This is a genomic window from Alkalihalobacillus sp. BA299 (assembly GCF_017745675.1).
In the GTDB taxonomy this organism is placed as follows: domain Bacteria; phylum Bacillota; class Bacilli; order Bacillales; family Bacillaceae_F; genus Alkalihalobacterium.
This window is the reverse complement of sequence record NZ_JAFLJM010000018.1, coordinates 1-18,966: the sequence shown is the minus strand read 5'-3', so window position 1 is coordinate 18,966 and position 18,966 is coordinate 1. Positions and strand designations below refer to the sequence as shown.

The following is an 18,966-nucleotide window of genomic DNA, read 5'->3' as shown; positions in this document are numbered from 1 at the left end:
AAACCCCTTGTTTTTTAATATAATAGATTTTTGTAGTAGAAACTACAAAACTTGAAAACTATTTAATTGATCCTGACGCAATTCCTTTAATAATATGTTTTTGTAAAATAAGGAAAAAGGCGATTACTGGCGTAATACCCATCACAAGTGCGGCTAGCCCCATATCCCATTGCTTTGTATATTGAGCAAAGAAGGAACTTGTCGCAAGCGGAATGGTACGTAATGATGCATCTTGTAAAACAAGAAGTGGTAGTAAATAATCGTTCCATATCCAAAGTGTATTTAAAATAACAACTGTGACAGTGATCGGTTTTAATAGTGGAAAAACAATTCTCCAAAATACTCCGAACGGTGAACATCCGTCTATACGAGCAGCTTCTTCAATTTCAACTGGTATCGTTTTCATAAATCCATGATAAAGGAATAAAGATAACGGTACACCAAATCCTAAATACATAATGACAATTCCATGAATACTATTCATAATGCCAAGCGTTCCACCTAGTTTGACTAGCGGGATCATAACGGCTTGGAAGGGAATAACCATCGCTGAAACGAAGATGATAAATAAAATTTTACTAAACTTTCCTGGTGTTCGTACCATTTTCCAAGCGGCCATGGAACTAATAATAACAATACCAATATTACTTAGAACCGTTATAACAAGTGAGTTCCAAAAGGCTTTTGGGAAGCTTAGGATGTCCCAAACCTTTACGTAATTGGAAAACAACCATTCTCTTGGCAATGCTGCAGCATCGATTAGTATTTCAGAAAAACCTTTTAAAGAGTTAACAATGACGAAGTAAAAAGGGACAAGAAAGATGAGACCTAATATAAGAGCAAATATTTCAAGAACAAACGTCCTTTTCGTATATTTATTATTCATTATGCCTCGACCTCCCTTTTTTTCGTAATCATAACTTGGATTGTTGTGAATAGTGCGACGACAAGAAAGAATACAATAGATTTTGCTGTTCCTAAACCGTAGTTGTTATTTGTAAAAGCTTCTTGATAAATATTAATCGCAACAGATTGTGTAGAGTTAAATGGCCCTCCACCTGTTAATGAAATATTCAAGTCAAAAATCTTAAAAGCCATTGAAATGGTTAAGAAGAAGCAGATCGTAAATGCTGGTAAAATTAATGGGATGATAATTTTCGTTAAGATAGTAATAGAATTAGCTCCATCAATTCTTGCAGCTTCAAGTAAAGAGTTATCAACGCTTTGTAAAGCAGCAATGTAAATGACCATCATATAACCACTGATTTGCCATGCAAATACGATGACGATGCCCCAAAATGCTGTTTTTTCATCACCTAGCCATGGCTGTTGAAAAAAAGCTAGGTTTGTCAGTTCTCCAATTGCTGAGAACCCTCGAACAAAGATAAACTGCCAGATAAAGCCTAGTAATAATCCCCCAATGACATTCGGGATGAAAAAGGCAGTTCGTAAAATATTTTTTGTTTTTAAGGCTGCGTTCAATAGTAAAGCTAGTGAAAAACCTATAATATTACTAATGATTACGGCAGCAAGCATAAATTTTGTTGTAAATAGAAATGAGTCAAAAAATCTTTGGTCGTTTGTAAAAATACGTTTGTAATTGTCAATACCTACCCACTCAGTAGCTGAGCTTATCCCATTCCATGATGTGAATGAATAATAGATTCCCAAGTAAAAAGGAATGAGTTGTATGACTAAAAAGAAGATAAGGGCCGGTCCAACAAATGCCGCATACGTTAAAAATCTTTTAAGCCTCGTTTTCTTTTTAGATGAATTCAATTTAGTTTTTGTTACCGCTTTCATTTTATCCGGTTCTAAAGTCGTTTTTAATTCCGGCATACTCATGTATGTTCTCACCACCCTATCATTAAATTTTTGTAACCGCTTTCTTAATCACATTATAGTGAGATTATCAAAGATAGAATAGTAACTGTATTGACTAATAAGGTGCACTTTTGTGACCTCTTAACACTATTTCTAGCCACATAAGATAAAAAATAGTGCACTCCAGCAGCTGGTGTGCACTATTTTACATTTTTTCTATACATTAGCTTTGCTTATCTAACATCGTCTTTGCGATATGATCGTGAATAATTTCTGAACTCATGAAGTCGACACGCGCCATCCGTAATTCTTTATACCATCGTTCAAATGGCAAATCTTTTGTAAAGCCAGCTCCCCCATGAATTTGTAATCCATGGTCGACAATTTTAAATACGACTTCTGTAGTATATAGCTTTGCCATTTTTGCAAAGTATGAGCCTTCATCAAGACTAGTAGCAACATATTTTGCAGCTTGCTTTACTAATAATCTGGCTGCCTCAAGTTCTGTTGCTGAACTTGCAATCATTGTTCGGATTGAAGGAAATTGTGTGAGCGGTTGTCCTCTAGTAATTCTCATTTGCCCGTATTCTAACATTAGCTGAAGGGCCAGTTTACCAACTCCAATACAACGGCTTGCCAATAATAACTGAGATTCTGTAACCCAAGATTGTAAAAGTGTATCGCCCTCTCCCACTTTTCCTACTATACGATCTTTGTGTATAAATAAGTCATTAAAAGCAATATCACTTAGGGTTCTTACATCGAGGAGTTTTTTGTGATCTTTTTGTATAAAATCTTCACGATCAATAATAAATAAAGTAGGTTTTTTATTTCCGTTTTCTATAACATTTGCTAAAACGATCCCAAAAAAAGCTTGATCTACGTTACTTACATATGATTTATGTCCATTTATTAGCCACCCGTTTTGTAATGAAGTAGTTTGGACATCTAAATACTCAGGATGATCTCCTTCATGTTTCCCACTTATCGCAACGTAACAACCACGCCCAGATTGAATAGATGGGATCACATAATTGTTAAGTTGTTTTTTTGTACAATTTTCTAAAAAGCTCGGGATATCACTCCCAAAAGCACCTCCGCCAGGATGATAAATTCCACGATGATGTTGAGCCGCTATTTCATTCAAATGGACTTGATCATAAATGGATAATTCTGCTCCTCCCCATTCTCTTTTGGCGTTCATAAACCATAATCCTATTTCTTTCATAGTCGTTTGGAGTTTATTTATTATATTTTCTGGTAATTTTTCTAAACTAGATTTTACCTTTTGTTCCTCAAGAACTACATCATTCTGGATAAATGATTGAATGTTTTTCTGTAGTAATCGTAAATCATCCTCTATTAATATTTCTTCTTTCATCGTTTTCCCCCTTCATATACGAAAGTTCTTCCCTTTAATTAAAGGGAAGCAATTGGTCTTCCTCGTACTCTTTGATAGCCTGTTTAGCAATAACCATTCGATGGATCTCGTCAGGTCCATCATAAATTCTTGCTGCCCGCGCTTCACGAAATAAACCCTCAAGCGGTGTATCTCTAGATAAACCATACATTCCAAGTACTTGAATCGCACGATCCAATACATTGTTGACCATTTGTGCTCCGTATAATTTGATCATAGAAATATCTGTTCTTGCTTCATCACACTGATCCATCTTCCATGCGGCTTGTAATGTTAATAAACGTGCAGCTTGAATTTCAGTCATTGAATCAGCGATGAAATTCTGAATAGTTTGATCCTTACTAAGGGGAGTTCCGTTTTTCTTTGATGTACTTGCATATTCAATCAAAATTTCAAGGCTACGTTTAGCCACACCTAACCACCGCATGGCATGAGTAATTCTCCCAGGTCCAAGCCGTAATTGTGCTAACTTAAAGCCATCCCCTCGATTACCTAACATGTTTTCGAGTGGAATTCGGCAATTCGTAAAGCGAACCTCACAATGTCCTCCCACCATATGATCCCCCATAACATCAACTTCTCTAATGATCTCACACCCCGGTGTATTCGAATCTACAAGGAATAAGCTCATTCTTTTATGTGGTGGTGCCGATGGATCTGTGACTACCATTACGATTGAAAAAGCAGCACCAGATGCACCTGTTGAAAACCACTTAGATGCGTTAATCACCCATTCTCCATTTTCTAATTCCGCTTTTCCGCGAAGCATTCGCGGATCAGAGCCTGAAACTTCAGGTTCAGTCATGGCAAAATATGACCGAATATCTCCATTAACTAATGGTTTTAAGTACTTTTCTTTTTGTTCTTGTGTTGCAGCGTGCCATAAAATTTCCGAATTCCCTGAATCTGGCGCCATTGAGCCAAAAATATATGGAGCGATTGGACTTCTGCCAATGATTTCAGAAAGGAGACCAAGAGAAACAAATCCCATGTCTGTTCCTCCAGCCTCTTTTGGGAGGTGCGCTGCCCACATTCCTAACTCTTTTACCTTTTCTTGTAGTGGTTTTAGTATGTTTTCAGGAATTCCACGATGAGGAAGCATATACTTTTCATTAGGGTAAACATAATTATTCATAAATGCTGTCGCTTTGCGTAGGAGGTCTTTTTGCTCGGTGGATGGACTAAAATCATACAATTCGATTCACTCCTTTATTATTGAAGATTAAACTATTAGAGAACTTTAATTTCCGGTATATTACCCACACTTTATTTAATTAAACTATACTTTCTATGAATATTCTGTGATTTAAATCACAGTTCAATTGCTAAAGCAAAATATTGTATGAAAAAAATAAGACACTGTTATAATCAGCGTCTTTTGTAGAAACCAAAGCAAAAAGATCATTATAAATATATAATTTCAGCATACTTCTCTACTTTAACATCAACAGCAAATCGGCTCATACCTATCGTTAACCTACCTTTGTCCATGGTAGTCATGCTAGCCATATGAACAAAGCTTGGTATTTGTTCATCAGGATAAATACAAACATTTTCTTTGATTAATTGAATTCGGTCCCAATCAGTTAGTATTTTTATTTCTTCTGTTTTATCACGTGTGATGTAGTCCGTTGCTTTTTGCACTAATGGTTTATGAGTTGGTTTTTTTAAGTTTTGATAAGGGTTTGAAAAAATCAAAGTGTCAAACATGCCTGCTTCTTTGAATTTTTTTGTTAACCGATAAACTGCTTGCTCTGCCCCGTTGCCAAAGTTTCCAGGAATTATCCATATGTCAGCTTTTAAATCCTCAATATCTTTTACTCCAGCCAATAACGTATAAACATCAGAACAAATGATAAATAATGCAGTTTTTTGCTGCCCGTTTATGACCATTTCTACTTTGTTTAAATACTCATAATCTCCTACATTAATAGCAGGAAACTTTTCATCATACTGGATCCGTTCAAACGATTGAGCTGTAATTTTAGCTTGCGGAGTATGTACTTTGCCATCTTTTGTGAAGATCGTTAATGTATTGTAGTTTCTACCTAATTGTGCATGTGGTAAATTCTGAGGAATAATGTTTAAAGTTGTAATGATATTAATTTTTTGTTCAATACTAAATTTTTTTAGTTTCGAAAAAGCGATTTCAGAAAACTTAACGGAGTTTGCCAAGTATTCAGGTAACACGGCAATCCCATCTTCAGGGACGTTCTGTAATTGCTCCAGGCAATCCTCTAAAATAGCAGCTTCATTACTTAAAGCATAACTTAAAATATACCAAGGATGATTCGAATTCATTGGTTCTCCTCCTAAATTATTATTGATCTGTAAAGTATAATCATAAGTTGATTTGTTGAATGGATTCATAACTTTCTAACTACACCAACAGTTATGCTCTTCTCGTTCATTCCCACATTGATTTTCCTGATTACAAATTGGACATTTCTTTGCGTCATTTGTCATTCTCACCCTCCGACTCTTTATCTTCTATCTTTTATCTATTTTAGTATATTGTTCCATATTCTTCTACAGTTAACTAAGCTTTTTCAAAGTATAGATAACAAATGATTAGAACAGATTAAACGTAGAACTTGAGAAAGGGGTTTTACTGATGGAAAAACAAAAAAAACAAAAAACTCAGCATAGAAATGAGCAACAAGATCAATTGCAAAACTTGGATGTTGTTTCAAAAAGAGAAGACAAGCAACCTGTCCCCCAACCGAAAGATTATGAAGACATTGAATATTAAGATGAGATTAAATTGCTAACAAGAAGGAGACGATTAAAAAATGGGACGAGCTAGAAATCAAAAAGCAAGAGATAAGAACAAAGCTGGATTACCGCAAACACCTAAAAAAGATATCAAAACGGATGACCAAGATTTGGAATTGGCAAAAGAACTTGATGACCGCTATGATTTAAAAGCAAGGCCAGGCTATTCACCAACTGAAGTTGATCGAAAATAGAGAAGAAATCAGCATATTCATTTTATTTGTAAAATAAAGAAATTCGAAATAACAGTGGAATAATAGTTCTCCACTGTTATTTCAATCAATAATATTTTCTATTTACGAAATGATAGTTATATAATAGATATCTGATATCAAAATGCTAGCAATTGTCTAATGATAAACTAGTTGATCTAATCCATATTAAAATCAATCATTATTTATTGCTCCAGCCACATCATACTGATTTATATCAATCTCGGTCGGTTGTCCTAATACAAGCTTTGCCAGTTCTGCCCCTAAATAAGGTCCAGCGGTTAAACCTGATGCCCCTAAACCATTAGCAACGAAAATTCCGTTGAACTTTGGTAAGCGACCAATGATAGGAAGAAAACCTGGGGTAAATGGCCGAAACCCAACTCTTGTTTCAAGCAATGTACTATTTGCTAATCCGGGGGCTACCGTTAATGCTTTATCGAAAATTTCATGAAGTCCTCCAGGTGTCACACGGGTATCAAATCCCATTTTATCTTCATGCGTCGCACCTACAACAACACGGCCGTCCTCAAATGCAAGTAAATATTGATTATTAGGAGGCATAATGACAGGCCAATCACTTGTATCTGTATTTGGTATTTCTAGGTGAACTATTTGCGCTTTTTGTGGTGTAACTAAGAATCTAATACCGAGTGGTTCTAGCAATTCCTTTGTCCATGCTCCTCCAACTATGATTACTTGATCAACATCGAGAAAATTCCCACCAACCTTTACGCCGGTCACCTGATTCCCATTGAAGACTAAAGTCGCATTGCCGTATAACAAAGCACCTCCGTGCTTTTTAGCGCCATTGATCATCGCATCCCGTAGTGCTCGTCCGTTTACACGCGCACCTCCACTAATATGAACTGCACCATACTCTTCTGCTAGCGGCGGAAATAACGCTTTAGCTTCTGTCGGCGTTAGTTTTGTAATTTCACCGATCTCTGGTGCTTCTTCTCTTCTTTTATGTGCACGTTCAACTATTTTGTCTAGCTTTAGTTCATCTGTATGTAAACTGAGTGCTCCAACCTTTGTATACCCTGTATTTGTTTCCCCAATTTCTTCTAATTCGCGAATCAATGCAGGATAAAATTTCGCTCCTCCTTTAACGAGTTTATACCATGCTTTATTTCTTCGCTGGGTAAGCCATGGACACACAATTCCTGCTGCAGCATCCGTAGCCTGTCCTAGATCTTTGCGATCGACTAATGTAACCTTTCCACCTGTTTTTGCAAGATGATAAGCAGTAGATGAGCCAAGAATTCCTCCACCGATTACAACGTATTTTTGCATTTTATACACCTTTTCTGTATCAATTATATTCATCAGTTCATTTTACAAAAAAGCAAAGAGACTGACAAACGGTCAGTCTCTTACCGGAATAGTTAAAGTTTGTAAACTCAAGTTTACCAATTAATGAAGTACCTGAGCTGTTATTCTTCCGGAAAACGGTTTTTAAAAGCTTCTTTTGTTACTAAGTATCCATCATCTCCAGACGATTCAACTTTTGATTTTTTCATTTCACTATTTTTCGGAAATTCACCAGGATGACTTTTTTTCTTATGATTTAAACTTTTGCCACGTGCCATTATTCTAAAACCCCCTTTACTATTGTTCATCTTCAGTTTTTTCAATAATTGGTGTACTTATGTATGGTCAACTTATTTTGCCAAGTGAAAAAGGTTACTACCGGTAAAACGGAAGCAACCTTTTTACAAATTATTTAATAATCATTACAGGACTTTTAACACGTTTTGCTACTTTGTGACTTACACTTCCAAGTACCATACTTTGCAGGCGGTTTAAACCTCTGCTTCCTAGTAATACGCAATCAAATTCATGTTCATTTGCATAGTCAACAACAGTCGGACCAGGATCACCATGAAGTGTTTTTATTTCGTACTTGATTCTTGCTATTTCTATCTTCTCGACGATCCCCTTGAGTCTTTCTTTCCTTTTATTTGCAATCTCTATGGAACCTCTATTATGAAGGACATCTGCTTTCGATGTTGCCCCGTCCACAACATAAATAATTTCAATTATAGCATCTTTCTTTCCTTTTACTAGTGCAATGGCCTTTTCAGCTGCTCTTAAAGAATGTTCTGATCCATCTGCTGCTAAAAGAATTCGTTGAAACATTTCATCACGACTCCCCAAAATTCAAATTTATATCTCTATATAATGAAAAGCTATATCATACAGGATATAGCTTTTCGCCTTTCAAATACTTTAATGGCCGGAAGCTTTTGATGCGCCACCGATTTTATCCATTAATTGAGAACTTTCTTTATTTAAGCCAGTAAATTCTACTTTAATATTACTTTGTTCAAATTTCATTTCGATTTTATCAAGTGCACCAATTGCAGAATCATCCCACAAATGAGCTTCAGATAAATCAATTTCTACTGTATCAATTTCTTCTTTAAAATTAAAATTCGTCATAAAGTCAGTGACAGAAGCAAAAAAGATTTGACCGCGAACGCGGTATACTCGCTTTTTACCACCTGTAGCCATCATACTTGTAACATGAACTTTTGAAATTTTTGCAGCAAAGAAAATTGCACTTAAAACAACTCCAGCTAATACTCCTTTAGCAAGGTCATGAGTAACAACAACTGTGACCACTGTAACAACCATAACTGTTGCATCAGTTCTTGGAATTTTGTGCAGTGTTTTTAATGAATTCCAGTCGAATGTTCCGATCGAAACCATAATCATAACACCAGCAAGGGCTGCCATTGGAATTTGAACAACAAGATTTCCTAACATTACAATTAAGAACATAAGGAAAACACCAGCTATTAAGGCAGACAGACGCCCTCTCCCTCCAGATTTTACATTAATAACAGATTGACCAATCATAGCACAACCAGCCATACCACCAAAGAAACCAGTTACGATGTTTGCAATTCCTTGTCCGCGACTTTCTTTATTCTTGTCACTTTCAGTATCTGTCATATCATCAACGATTGAAGCTGTTAATAACGACTCTAGAATACCGACAATAGCAAGTGCCAACGAATATGGGAAAATGATCATAAGAGTTTCAAAGTTTAATGGGATTTGCGGGATCATAAACGCGGGTAAAGATTGTGTCAAAGCTCCCATATCACCAACGGTTCTAACACCAAAGTTAGCAAAGATCGCGATTACCGTAACGACAATGATCGCTACTAATGTTGATGGAACTGCATTTGTAAATCTCGGTAAAATATAAATAATTGCAAGTGTTAAAGCAACTAACGCATACATAATCCATGTCTCACCGACAAAATGTTGCAGCTGAGATGTGAAAATTAAAATAGCTAGTGCATTAACGAAGCCTACCATTACTGATCGAGGAACAAACTTCATGAATCTAGCAAGCTTAAATACCCCGAAAAGAATTTGGAGAATACCTGTTAGAATTGTTGCCGCTAATAAATACTGTAACCCGTGATCAGCAACTAATGTAATCATTAGCAAGGCCATCGCGCCTGTCGCGGCTGAAATCATCCCTGGTCTACCACCGACAAAGGCAATAACAACTGCAATACAGAACGATGCATATAAGCCTACCATTGGATCTACCCCAGCAATAATTGAGAATGCGATTGCTTCTGGTATTAATGCAAGGGCAACAACCATACCTGCAAGTGTATCTCCTTTTACATTACTAAACCATTCTTGTTTAATTGTTTGTAAATTCAATCTAGCACCTCTTCCTAAATTTTTTGTGTAGTTTGATTTTCGACTCTCACGAAAATCAGGACCGTTGTTAACAAAAGAAATAATATCATGTTTAACTTAAATTGAAAATCCCTATGTAAGCGTAAAACATAGCTTGTTTTCTCTTAAATACTCCTAAAATCATCTAATTATTATTGTTTTCACAAAAACGACATTATTTAATAACTAAATGCTATCAATGATTTTTTAATTGAAGATAACTATTTTATTTATAATCATTTATAAATTAATTATATTTAATATAAATAGGATCTTTTTATTTGGCTCTTTTCTAAAAAGATTGTTGCTTTTAGCTATTGGACCGTTAACCAAGCAAAAGCTTGGTTCTTCACGCTTTGGCGTGAAGCCTTTGAACATAAATCAGCCAGATGGACAAATGAATTTGTCCATCTGGCTGATTTATGTTCAAAAAACGGTCCAATAGCAACAAAGTTTACGAAAACAGCTTTTTATTTTAACTGGTCAATTAATCTTGTACTAATTGCTTGTCACTATCGAAAATCAAATGTAAAATTAAATTAGTTTCATATGCAGATTCCTTGTAGGAAGGGAATCGAAAGAGGCTGACGTATTTGTCGTCAGCCTCTTCTATTTACTTTTTTTGAACTATCAAGCTGACGAAGTCTTGCCCGTTCTTTTATCATTGTAATTTCGGTGATACAGCGTTTTATTTCTCCTTCAGTAGCTTTACTTACCATCCGGTCAGTTAGTTCTTCAATTTTTCTTCGTTCTTCTAAATTTAAATAATCTTCATTTTTCATTCTATCCACCTTTCTTTATTTTGTTTTTCTTTTTCGCACGATCTGGGAATATTGTTTGTGGGTAAACAATGAGGATTTAGAGGTTCTACTATTGTACTATAACACAAAATTGTAACAAATTAAATTGATTTTCATTTATTAATAATTATTTATATTGTATTATAAAATAACATATTCATTTTTATTGGAAGGTGGTTTTGAGAATTGGAACCTGAAATTTTGACTGTTTCCCAAGTGGCTAAGTATTTACAAATCAGTGAAATGACAACATATAAATTAGTACAAGAAGGTAGAATTCCTGCTTTTAAAATAGGACGCCATTGGCGAGTAAAGAAATCGGATTTATCTGATCTAATAGAGAAGCTTAAAAATGGAGAAAGAATTTAATTAAAGCGGTGAATAAAGTATGTTAAAAGATACGGGTGAACGAGTAATCCCTAAATTAATGAAGCCAACGAATATGATGTTATTGGAACACACAGCAAGGTATTATTTTTCAACCCCTTATGTTAGGGGAAGAGTTTTAGATATTGCTTGCGGAACTGGGTACGGAAGTCAAATGGTAGCTAAAGTTAGAAAAAAAGAGATTGATGAAATCATTGCCGCTGACATTTGTGAAGATACGCTAGCTTATGCGAAGGGAAATCATTACCATCCACTTATAAAATTTGTACAAGCAAACGTAATAGATAAACAATTACTAGAAAAACTAGGGACATTCGATACGATCTTAAGCTTCGAAACGATTGAACATGTTCAAGACGACGATCAGTTCATGAGAAATATGTATAATTTGTTAAACCCTGGTGGCACGCTCGTTCTATCAACTCCTTTTGGAGAAGGAAAAGGCATGCCTTGTAATTACCCTTTTCACGTTCATCAATTTACACCTAGTGAGTTTGAAAAATTATTTCATGAATTTAAAGAAAAGGAAATTTTCTTTCAGCGCGGGGTTACGATTGAACCACCAAGAAAGGATGTATATTACCCATTAGGTGTTGCTGTTTGTCGAAAGTAATGGGTACTCATTAGTATCTGCACTTCTCGATTTAACCCAAAATATAGTGATAATACCAACTATATTTTGGGATTGAGGTGTCTGATATATTACTTTTGAGTCCCCTCTATTTCAACATATACTTTTAGTGGAAAGTTTTCACTTGTATTATGGTAAGCGCTTACAATTTGTTTCACTTAACAATCATTACTGGACATTTTACTCGTTTTGCCACTTTGTGACTTACACTTCCTAACACCATGCTTTGTAGAGCATTTAGGCCTCTACTACCTATGACTAAACAATCAAAATTTTTCCCATTTGCATACTCAACGACTGTTGGACCTGGTTCACCACGTAGAAAATTAATTTGATGTTTTATGCCTTCAGTTGTGAAAATATTTATAATTTCTTTTAACTTTTCACGACGTCTTTCTTCAATTTGGTGTGAGTTAATATTACGTAATACATCTGCCTTAGAGGTTGACCCATTGATGACGTAGATAATTTCAACTAAACTATTGGCTTGATTTTTGACTAATTGAACAGCTTTTTCGGCAGCGCGAATGGAGTGTTTAGAACCATCTGCTGCTAAAAGTATTTGTTGAAACATCTCATCCCCTACTTTCTCACTCAAATCTTATTTTTATTATTATATTGAATGAATATATTAACAGAATATTCTTTCAATATTTTAACACAAACCAAATGCAACATAAATAGTCGTTTTTCAAAATTTTAAAAATACATTTAGAAAAAAATTTTACGAGCTATTATCTTCTGTCTAGATTTTTTCTCCTTATTACATTTCGGTTAGGTGAAATAAATTGGATAACAATAACAACTGGTAATAAATAACCAATGAGTGCTTGTACAGTTGCAACTGCTCTTGACCACCCGAATGGAGTAACATCCCCATAACCTACGGATAATAATGTAATTGAACTCAAATAGAGTGACCTTGTTATTCTGTCAAGGCCACTAGCTTGATGAGCTGGTGAAGCGTAATGGTCAACAACGGGTCCTACGTTTATCATGTCTAGCAGGAAATATATGAAGGTAAAGGTTAGCCAAATATTTATATATAACAATAAAAAAATAAAAAGTTTATAGGTGGTTTCTCTTTTTTGAATCCGATAAAACATATAAAAAGCCTTCTCCCTTTTTTATAGTTTTATATAAATTATATGCAGTTCCTAAAAAAGTAGAAGAATGACCAGGACGATTATCGCTCCTATATCCAAGCTTTTTATTCTTATGCACCTTAGCGTATTGAATAGAATCCAACGTTTAAGTAAATAATAGTTATGTAAAATAGGCCATAATTTACTAATTTTTAAATAATGAGATACATTTATTAGGAGTCGTAACTATGATATTTAGCCTTATAAAAAAGGTAATAGATAAAACCATAAATATAGAGCATTGGAAACTGATTTTAGGTGGGGTTTTATTTATTATTATTAGTTCTTTTATCGTGTATTTATTAGAACCAAAAGAATTTAAATCACCTTTTAATGGCTTTTGGTATGTAATGACTACGATTTCACAGGTTGGGTTTGGTGATTATATTCCGAAAACGATCATAGGAAAATTGTATTCTATATTTTTGTATTTTGTTGGCATTGGTTTTTTCGCAATTATGATAGCGAAATGGATTGATTTATTAAATAATTATGAAGAACTTAAGGAGAAGGAAATATTGGGGTATACAGGAACAAACCATATTGTAATGATTAATTGGTCACAAAAAACTAAAATCACCATTGAAGAGGTTTTATCTGAAAATCAAAAGGTTGATATCGTTTTAATAGACCAAGCCAATACTTCGCCAATCAATCATAAAAATATTCATTATGTTCAAGGAGATGCTACAAAATTAGACATCCTTCAAAAAGCAAATGCTTTATTTGCAGCTTCTATTTGTATTTTTGCTCCTGATCAAGTATTAGATAAAGCAGCTGAAGATGGAAAAATATTATTAGTTGCTTCAACTATAAAACATTTAGCAAAAAAGGCAAACGTAGATGTCTATACTATCGTTGAAATTCTAGATGAAGATCACATCTCTAATACTAATCAATATTATATTGATGAATTTATTTTATCCAATAAGCCATTTTCTACATTAATGGCTTCTAAAGCTCTACATAATTATACGTAATTATTTACATTTATCATATACAACGTAAATGATTGTGAAAGGATAATCGAATTTACTATTAAAAAATCATTTATGATCACTTTTAGAAAGGATGTCCATTAGCACTTTTTGGACACCCTTTCTTAATGTAAATGGTGTACTTTCATCACTCTTTTAAGTATACCGACATATCATTCATCAATTGATCCATTTGCTTCGCATACGTTTTGTACATTTCCTTTGCTTCTTTATTGTCTGTTTGCAGAGAAAAGTTCACTAAATTTGACTGTAGCTGCTTTATGTTAGCTGCCACTAATAGCTTTTGTTTAATTTGTGGCATTTTAATTTGATCATTATATAAGTCAACATAAACATTTCCCATTGAATCAATTTGTGCTAAAAAAACATCTGAAAAATCTTTTGCGCCTTGTTTCAAGATTTCTCCTAATAACCACTCTTTTGTATATCCGTAATCGGTTAAACTTTTTTCCATAACATTTCCATCGATAATAACGATTCGTGGCTGGTTCTCCTGTTCAATTAATAAGCCTACATCCTTTGGTGTTACCGGTTGAAGATTACTCTTTTTCATAACGCTAACTTGTCCGTTTTTTTCCATAATCGCTGTTTCAATCTCTGATAGTTTAAATGCATTTTGTTGACGAAGATGAATCATTAGTTCATCGATTGTTAGGTTTTCCTTTTTTAAGTTTTTTTCAAGGATTTGTCCATTTTCAATTAAAATTGTTGGTTTTCCTTCCGTGATTGTTCGAAATCGAAATGATTTCAATTCTAATTTTGAAATAGCAATCGGTAACAGCGCCCAAATGACCATTCCCAATATAAAATTAGATATCCTTACTTGCGTACCAAACGTTAATTCCGCTGCTATACTACCAATTGAAATACCTACAATGTATTCATAATACGTCATATCTGTTATATGTTTTTTACCCATTATTCGAGCTAATATGAGCATCAAGAGGAATCCAACGATTCCACGGATCAAAACGGTAGTCAATTCATTCATCGAGTTCACTCCTAAGCCAAAAAACGTACTTTTTTAACATTATTGGGCAAACTAAGGACTATCATACGAGATTTGGAAAAAGATATTATTTGAGGAGTGGTAATGTGAGTAAACACATAAACTTTGTAGTTTTTTTAATAATGTTGGGTTCACTTATAACGGGTTGTAGTAATTTAACGATAATGGAAAAAGATGAAATTCTTTTTAACAAAATCGAATTACTTCAAGATTACGTCGAAAAGGAAGATTGGGAACAAGCCTTAAGCGTTATCAATGACTTCCAGATCGATTATAGAAATCGAAAGTGGAAAATGCAATTTTTAGGTGGACTTGATGATTATAGGGAACTTGAATTGGAAATAGAAAAATTGAAAGAAACGATTAAAGAAAACGAAAAATTAGAAAGTAAGGTAGGATTACGGCAATTAAAGCATAGGATACTTTTTATATATGATCTATAAAAGGGGATACCTAGCATTTGAGTCCCCCTTCTCCTTTTTGAAGAGGTAAGAAATTATAACTTTTCAGATGATGTCTAGTTGCAGCGCCCAGCGTCTAGTGGACTTCGCTCCCTCTCCTTACGATAAGTCAACATCGCCACGCTAGCACTCGCCGTGTTTCCTTTATCTCATACGGAGGGGTGCAAGGATATACGCCGCTAAACGGGCGCTTCCGCTTTTCTTATTACTTGTAACGTCCATTGTATTTTTCACCCACGAAATTCTGGTTCTTCTTGTTCAATTTCCGCTACCCTCATTTCTAATTCTGAGATTAAGCTTTGAATTTGCTGAGCAGCATGATCATACTTTCGCCTTGCAGTTTCATCCTTTGTTTGCAAGGCAAATGTTTCAAAATTAGCTTGTACACTTTTAGCAGTAGCCAATGCTTGCTTTACTTGAGAGTTTACCGTCATAATCCCCTTACCACCTCTCCTTTATATTCAGTAATATTTGAATAATATTATGAGTATTTAACTTAAACATATTGTATATTCATCGCTCATACACTTGTACCAATGGGAGGTGATAATCTGTGTCAATGTTATATGAGAACGAATGGATACTATTTATCTTTTCAGAAGCTCTGACGTGGTTTTCAATAATAATGTTATTAATTACTCGTTACAAGTTTACTGTTGATAGGTTGAGTCAATTATTTTTAGCCATTATTATATTATGTACATTATTTCAAGCTTTATTGGTAGGTATAGATTTTTACTTTACTGGGACAATTTCATTATTTCAAGTCATTATTATCCTTTTTATCATTTATGCAAGTACTTTAGGAAGTTCTGATATTCAACGGTTAGATCAATATCTTCAACATAAAATAAAGAAGAAAAGGCAAATTTTTAATGATGATTTATATGACTATATTTATTACAAAAAGCAATTGTTTTATATACATACTTTTGCTTATATAAGTATTCATTTTATTTGGTTATTAATTGATAGTAACTTAAACATTAATGTAACAAGTATTTTGTTATTTCTTTACAATCAGTCATATTTGTATACAATTCCAAATTTATTTAATAATATGCTGTTCAACTTACTTAGCTATTTATGGTCTATTATTTACTTTTTTGATATTTCTGTTGTTATATTTTACTCCATCTGGCAAAGAATAAGTAATCATAATATATAAATTAAATAAAATGCGAAAAATAAATGTACGATTTTGTAAGAAAGAGGAATGCAGATATGGTATACGAACTTGCAAATATATTAGGTCGGATCCTAACGATTTTCCCATTATTACTTGCTATTACTTTACTGATGGGTAAAAGATCGATTGGACAAGTCCCTATTTTTGACTTTTTAATAATAGTAACGCTTGCAAGTGTCACTGGTGCTGATTTAGCTGATCCTTCAGTTAAACATCTTCCTACAGCTTTTGCCATAATTACAATCGGCCTTCTTCAAAAATTAGTAGCAAAAATCGCAATAAAAAAAAGAAAATTTGGTAAGTTAATTACTTTTGAGCCAACAGTTGTTGTCAAGGATGGGAAATTATTAATTGACAACCTAAAGAAAATTCAATTTACTATCGATAATATTCTTCAGTTACTTCGACAGAATAACGTATTTGACATCAATGATGTACAGCTAGCTATTATTGAAGCGAACGGTGCGATTAGTGTGCAAAAAAAAGCAGAGAAATCAACTCCGAGTCTTGAAGATTTAGGGGTTCATAAGAAAAGCAGTGGAATATCCTATCCAGTCATAATTGAAGGCGTTATACAGCAAGAAATTTTAAAAGAACTTAAATTAACTCCAGAATCTCTATATCAACGATTACAAAGTGAAGGCGTTTCAAGAATTAACAGTATATTTCTATGTACATTGAACGATGAGGGACAATTGCACCTCGCATACACAAAAAAAGATGATCGATACCAACGTATCCAACATTAAGAATTGGAGTATTACCTGACAATAATTAGTGATACCCCCAAATTAAAAACAAAATTATAATAATCCAACAGAACTTTGTAGAATTCACCTAGAATAAAGTCCATTTTTTTTTACATACTATAATCTGTAGTTCTTAAAATTAAAGGGGGATTTTTCTTGACGGTACAAACACAACTTCAACAAGCATTAGCATCAGCACAAAGTGTAGAAGCAAGTTTAACACAATTTTCTCTTGAAACTCAAAACCAACAGGCCAAACAAACGTTTCAACAACTCGCTCAACAACAAAAAAATATTGTACAACAATTACAAACCCGTTACGATCAAGTTCTTCAAGAGGAACCTCAATTTAATCAAAACCAATAAAATCAACTACATGACAAACAACGTCCCAAGTGATTCACCATCATTTGGGACGTTGTTCTACAATTATCAACAAGCATATTCTTTTTCGTTTTTCTACTTAAACTCGATCTTTGTATCGAGTTTATGATGCCTGTTCGTTTAATTTACTGTTATCTTTTACCGGTTTTTTTGAGATGATTGCAAAAAACATAGCAAGTAAAGGGAATATCATCATGATATAAAGGATTTCATGATAACTAGCGAAGCGATCATAAGCTAATGCAAATGGTAATGGTCCGAGTGCTGATCCGATAACCATAATCGTTGCAGAAACACCTTTAATACTTCCGATATTTGCACGACCGAAATAATTTGGCCATATAATCCCTAAGCTAATTACTTCAAATCCACCAACAATGCCTCGTGCTATACCAAATAAAATGGCTGCACCGTAGGACTCAGTAAAAATCAACATCATCATAATTCCTATTTGACCCAAAAAAACAAAGGCTAAAACATAATTTACTTTTATTCGTTCAACGACAAAGCCTGCTAAAAAGGTAATTGGAAAAGAGACCATCGCCATAATACTCAAAATAAAAGCAGCTTGAGTACGTCCGATTCCACTTTCGGATAGGATCGGTACGAAATGAAAAATGATGCCGGTATTTACCATTGATGCTGTTGCAACACAAAACAATAATAGATAAAATTCCTTCGTTCTCATCGCTTCTTTAACAGTCCAGGTTTCCTCAAAAATCGTAGAATGTTTAGAGCTATATTGAGAGATTTCTTTTTCCGTTAAGTTATCTGGGAATAAACCAACATCCTCTGGTTTATTACGAATAAAGATAAATGCTAGCGGTACAAAAATTGCAATTAACAGTACTGCCCATACTAACCAAGACATCTGCCAACCCACTTGGTCTATTAACCACGCATTAAACGGTGGTAAAGCAGCTGCACTTAAAAAACTCCCAAAAATATAACAAATAAACAAATTGTAAGTAAACTTTTAATTATAAAATCAAAGCAATTTTTATAAAGTTGGTACTTTTCAACGTCTTTATAATGAATAATTTATAATAGGACATGCAAAAAAGCCTACTCTTAAGTAAGAAAATATGAGGTGACCACTAAAAGTTAGAGTATTATATTAAGCGGCTAATTGGCTGGTATGGTTTCGATATTGAACCGGACTCATACCTGCCAATTTTTGCTTTATACGCTTGTTATTATAATAATTGATATATTCTTCAATTTTCTTTTGTAATTCCTCAAATGAGCACAATGCTTCCCCGTAATACATT

At 34.1% G+C, this 18,966-nt stretch carries 25 protein-coding genes; 9 read left to right on the top strand and 16 right to left on the bottom strand.

Features of this window, described 5'->3' with window-relative positions:
- Positions 1-58: 58 nt before the first annotated feature.
- From J0N78_RS20000 to J0N78_RS19980, 5 genes are all read right to left on the bottom strand, one after another.
- A complete protein-coding gene (locus tag J0N78_RS20000) occupies positions 59-886 on the bottom strand; it encodes a carbohydrate ABC transporter permease (protein ID WP_209124895.1) in 828 nt (275 codons plus the stop codon).
- Positions 886-1,803, bottom strand: coding sequence for a carbohydrate ABC transporter permease (locus J0N78_RS19995; RefSeq protein ID WP_209124968.1), 918 nt, complete (start codon positions 1,801-1,803; stop codon positions 886-888). The genes J0N78_RS20000 and J0N78_RS19995 overlap by 1 nt, the downstream gene beginning before the upstream one ends.
- Before the next feature lie 244 nt (positions 1,804-2,047).
- The gene (locus tag J0N78_RS19990) at positions 2,048-3,205 is read right to left on the bottom strand and encodes an acyl-CoA dehydrogenase family protein (RefSeq protein WP_209124894.1); all 1,158 of its coding nucleotides are present in this window, start codon (positions 3,203-3,205) and stop codon (positions 2,048-2,050) included.
- A 34-nt stretch (positions 3,206-3,239) separates the two neighbouring features.
- Positions 3,240-4,439 carry an acyl-CoA dehydrogenase family protein gene (locus J0N78_RS19985; RefSeq protein ID WP_209124893.1) on the bottom strand — a complete coding sequence of 400 codons (1,200 nt, stop codon included), beginning with the start codon at positions 4,437-4,439 and terminating at the stop codon, positions 3,240-3,242.
- Between the two features lie 209 nt (positions 4,440-4,648).
- On the bottom strand, positions 4,649-5,545 hold the full coding sequence (locus J0N78_RS19980) for a hypothetical protein (RefSeq protein WP_209124892.1): 897 nt from the start codon (positions 5,543-5,545) through the stop codon (positions 4,649-4,651).
- Positions 5,546-5,858: 313 nt separating this feature from the next.
- Here J0N78_RS19980 and J0N78_RS19975 point away from each other — a divergent pair, with 313 nt between their 5' ends.
- Both J0N78_RS19975 and J0N78_RS19970 read left to right on the top strand, forming a co-directional pair.
- Positions 5,859-5,996 (top strand): hypothetical protein, encoded by a 138-nt coding sequence (locus tag J0N78_RS19975; protein ID WP_209124891.1) that lies wholly within the window; start codon positions 5,859-5,861, stop codon positions 5,994-5,996.
- A gap of 40 nt (positions 5,997-6,036) precedes the next feature.
- Positions 6,037-6,213 carry a YfhD family protein gene (locus J0N78_RS19970; protein WP_209124890.1) on the top strand — a complete coding sequence of 59 codons (177 nt, stop codon included), beginning with the start codon at positions 6,037-6,039 and terminating at the stop codon, positions 6,211-6,213.
- A 192-nt stretch (positions 6,214-6,405) separates the two neighbouring features.
- Here J0N78_RS19970 and J0N78_RS19965 read toward each other — a convergent pair whose 3' ends face one another.
- The 5 genes from J0N78_RS19965 to J0N78_RS19945 form a co-directional block, all read right to left on the bottom strand.
- Positions 6,406-7,527 carry an NAD(P)/FAD-dependent oxidoreductase gene (locus J0N78_RS19965; RefSeq protein ID WP_209124889.1) on the bottom strand — a complete coding sequence of 374 codons (1,122 nt, stop codon included), beginning with the start codon at positions 7,525-7,527 and terminating at the stop codon, positions 6,406-6,408.
- A 140-nt stretch (positions 7,528-7,667) separates the two neighbouring features.
- On the bottom strand, positions 7,668-7,823 hold the full coding sequence (locus tag J0N78_RS19960; RefSeq protein ID WP_209124888.1) for a hypothetical protein: 156 nt from the start codon (positions 7,821-7,823) through the stop codon (positions 7,668-7,670).
- 130 nt (positions 7,824-7,953) lie between these two features.
- Complete coding sequence (locus J0N78_RS19955) at positions 7,954-8,373, bottom strand: universal stress protein (protein ID WP_209124887.1); 420 nt, start codon at positions 8,371-8,373, stop codon at positions 7,954-7,956.
- A 90-nt stretch (positions 8,374-8,463) separates the two neighbouring features.
- Entirely contained in the window at positions 8,464-9,924 is a 1,461-nt protein-coding gene (locus J0N78_RS19950; protein WP_209124886.1) for a SulP family inorganic anion transporter, read from the bottom strand.
- Positions 9,925-10,541: 617 nt separating this feature from the next.
- Positions 10,542-10,724 (bottom strand): hypothetical protein, encoded by a 183-nt coding sequence (locus J0N78_RS19945; RefSeq protein ID WP_209124885.1) that lies wholly within the window; start codon positions 10,722-10,724, stop codon positions 10,542-10,544.
- 204 nt (positions 10,725-10,928) lie between these two features.
- On the opposite strand from J0N78_RS19945, the gene J0N78_RS19940 reads away from it, so the two are divergent.
- The gene (locus J0N78_RS19940; RefSeq protein WP_209124884.1) at positions 10,929-11,111 is read left to right on the top strand and encodes a helix-turn-helix domain-containing protein; all 183 of its coding nucleotides are present in this window, start codon (positions 10,929-10,931) and stop codon (positions 11,109-11,111) included.
- Positions 11,112-11,130: 19 nt separating this feature from the next.
- Positions 11,131-11,742, top strand: coding sequence for a class I SAM-dependent methyltransferase (locus J0N78_RS19935; RefSeq protein ID WP_209124883.1), 612 nt, complete (start codon positions 11,131-11,133; stop codon positions 11,740-11,742).
- A 172-nt stretch (positions 11,743-11,914) separates the two neighbouring features.
- On the opposite strand, the gene J0N78_RS19930 is transcribed toward J0N78_RS19935, so the two are convergent.
- Both J0N78_RS19930 and J0N78_RS19925 read right to left on the bottom strand, forming a co-directional pair.
- Complete coding sequence (locus J0N78_RS19930; protein ID WP_209124882.1) at positions 11,915-12,334, bottom strand: universal stress protein; 420 nt, start codon at positions 12,332-12,334, stop codon at positions 11,915-11,917.
- A 160-nt stretch (positions 12,335-12,494) separates the two neighbouring features.
- Positions 12,495-12,866, bottom strand: a complete 372-nt coding sequence (locus J0N78_RS19925) for an ion channel (protein ID WP_209124881.1) — start codon at positions 12,864-12,866, stop codon at positions 12,495-12,497.
- Positions 12,867-13,093: 227 nt separating this feature from the next.
- On the opposite strand from J0N78_RS19925, the gene J0N78_RS19920 reads away from it, so the two are divergent.
- The gene (locus J0N78_RS19920) at positions 13,094-13,885 is read left to right on the top strand and encodes a potassium channel family protein (RefSeq protein ID WP_209124880.1); all 792 of its coding nucleotides are present in this window, start codon (positions 13,094-13,096) and stop codon (positions 13,883-13,885) included.
- Positions 13,886-14,030: 145 nt separating this feature from the next.
- On the opposite strand, the gene J0N78_RS19915 is transcribed toward J0N78_RS19920, so the two are convergent.
- The gene (locus tag J0N78_RS19915; protein ID WP_209124879.1) at positions 14,031-14,894 is read right to left on the bottom strand and encodes a DUF421 domain-containing protein; all 864 of its coding nucleotides are present in this window, start codon (positions 14,892-14,894) and stop codon (positions 14,031-14,033) included.
- Between the two features lie 104 nt (positions 14,895-14,998).
- Here J0N78_RS19915 and J0N78_RS19910 point away from each other — a divergent pair, with 104 nt between their 5' ends.
- Positions 14,999-15,355, top strand: coding sequence for a DUF4363 family protein (locus tag J0N78_RS19910; RefSeq protein ID WP_209124878.1), 357 nt, complete (start codon positions 14,999-15,001; stop codon positions 15,353-15,355).
- A 248-nt stretch (positions 15,356-15,603) separates the two neighbouring features.
- On the opposite strand, the gene J0N78_RS19905 is transcribed toward J0N78_RS19910, so the two are convergent.
- On the bottom strand, positions 15,604-15,807 hold the full coding sequence (locus tag J0N78_RS19905; RefSeq protein ID WP_209124877.1) for a DUF1657 domain-containing protein: 204 nt from the start codon (positions 15,805-15,807) through the stop codon (positions 15,604-15,606).
- A gap of 119 nt (positions 15,808-15,926) precedes the next feature.
- Here J0N78_RS19905 and J0N78_RS19900 point away from each other — a divergent pair, with 119 nt between their 5' ends.
- From J0N78_RS19900 to J0N78_RS19890, 3 genes are all read left to right on the top strand, one after another.
- On the top strand, positions 15,927-16,541 hold the full coding sequence (locus J0N78_RS19900) for a hypothetical protein (protein ID WP_209124876.1): 615 nt from the start codon (positions 15,927-15,929) through the stop codon (positions 16,539-16,541).
- 56 nt (positions 16,542-16,597) lie between these two features.
- On the top strand, positions 16,598-17,311 hold the full coding sequence (locus J0N78_RS19895) for a DUF421 domain-containing protein (RefSeq protein ID WP_209124875.1): 714 nt from the start codon (positions 16,598-16,600) through the stop codon (positions 17,309-17,311).
- Between the two features lie 156 nt (positions 17,312-17,467).
- Positions 17,468-17,677, top strand: coding sequence for a DUF1657 domain-containing protein (locus J0N78_RS19890; protein ID WP_209124874.1), 210 nt, complete (start codon positions 17,468-17,470; stop codon positions 17,675-17,677).
- A 121-nt stretch (positions 17,678-17,798) separates the two neighbouring features.
- Here the strand turns inward: J0N78_RS19890 and J0N78_RS19885 are convergent, their stop codons facing one another.
- Entirely contained in the window at positions 17,799-18,656 is an 858-nt protein-coding gene (locus J0N78_RS19885) for an MFS transporter (RefSeq protein WP_209124873.1), read from the bottom strand.
- 156 nt (positions 18,657-18,812) lie between these two features.
- Positions 18,813-18,966 (bottom strand): IS3 family transposase (locus J0N78_RS19880; RefSeq protein ID WP_209124967.1); only part of this gene is annotated, 154 nt, incomplete at its 5' end.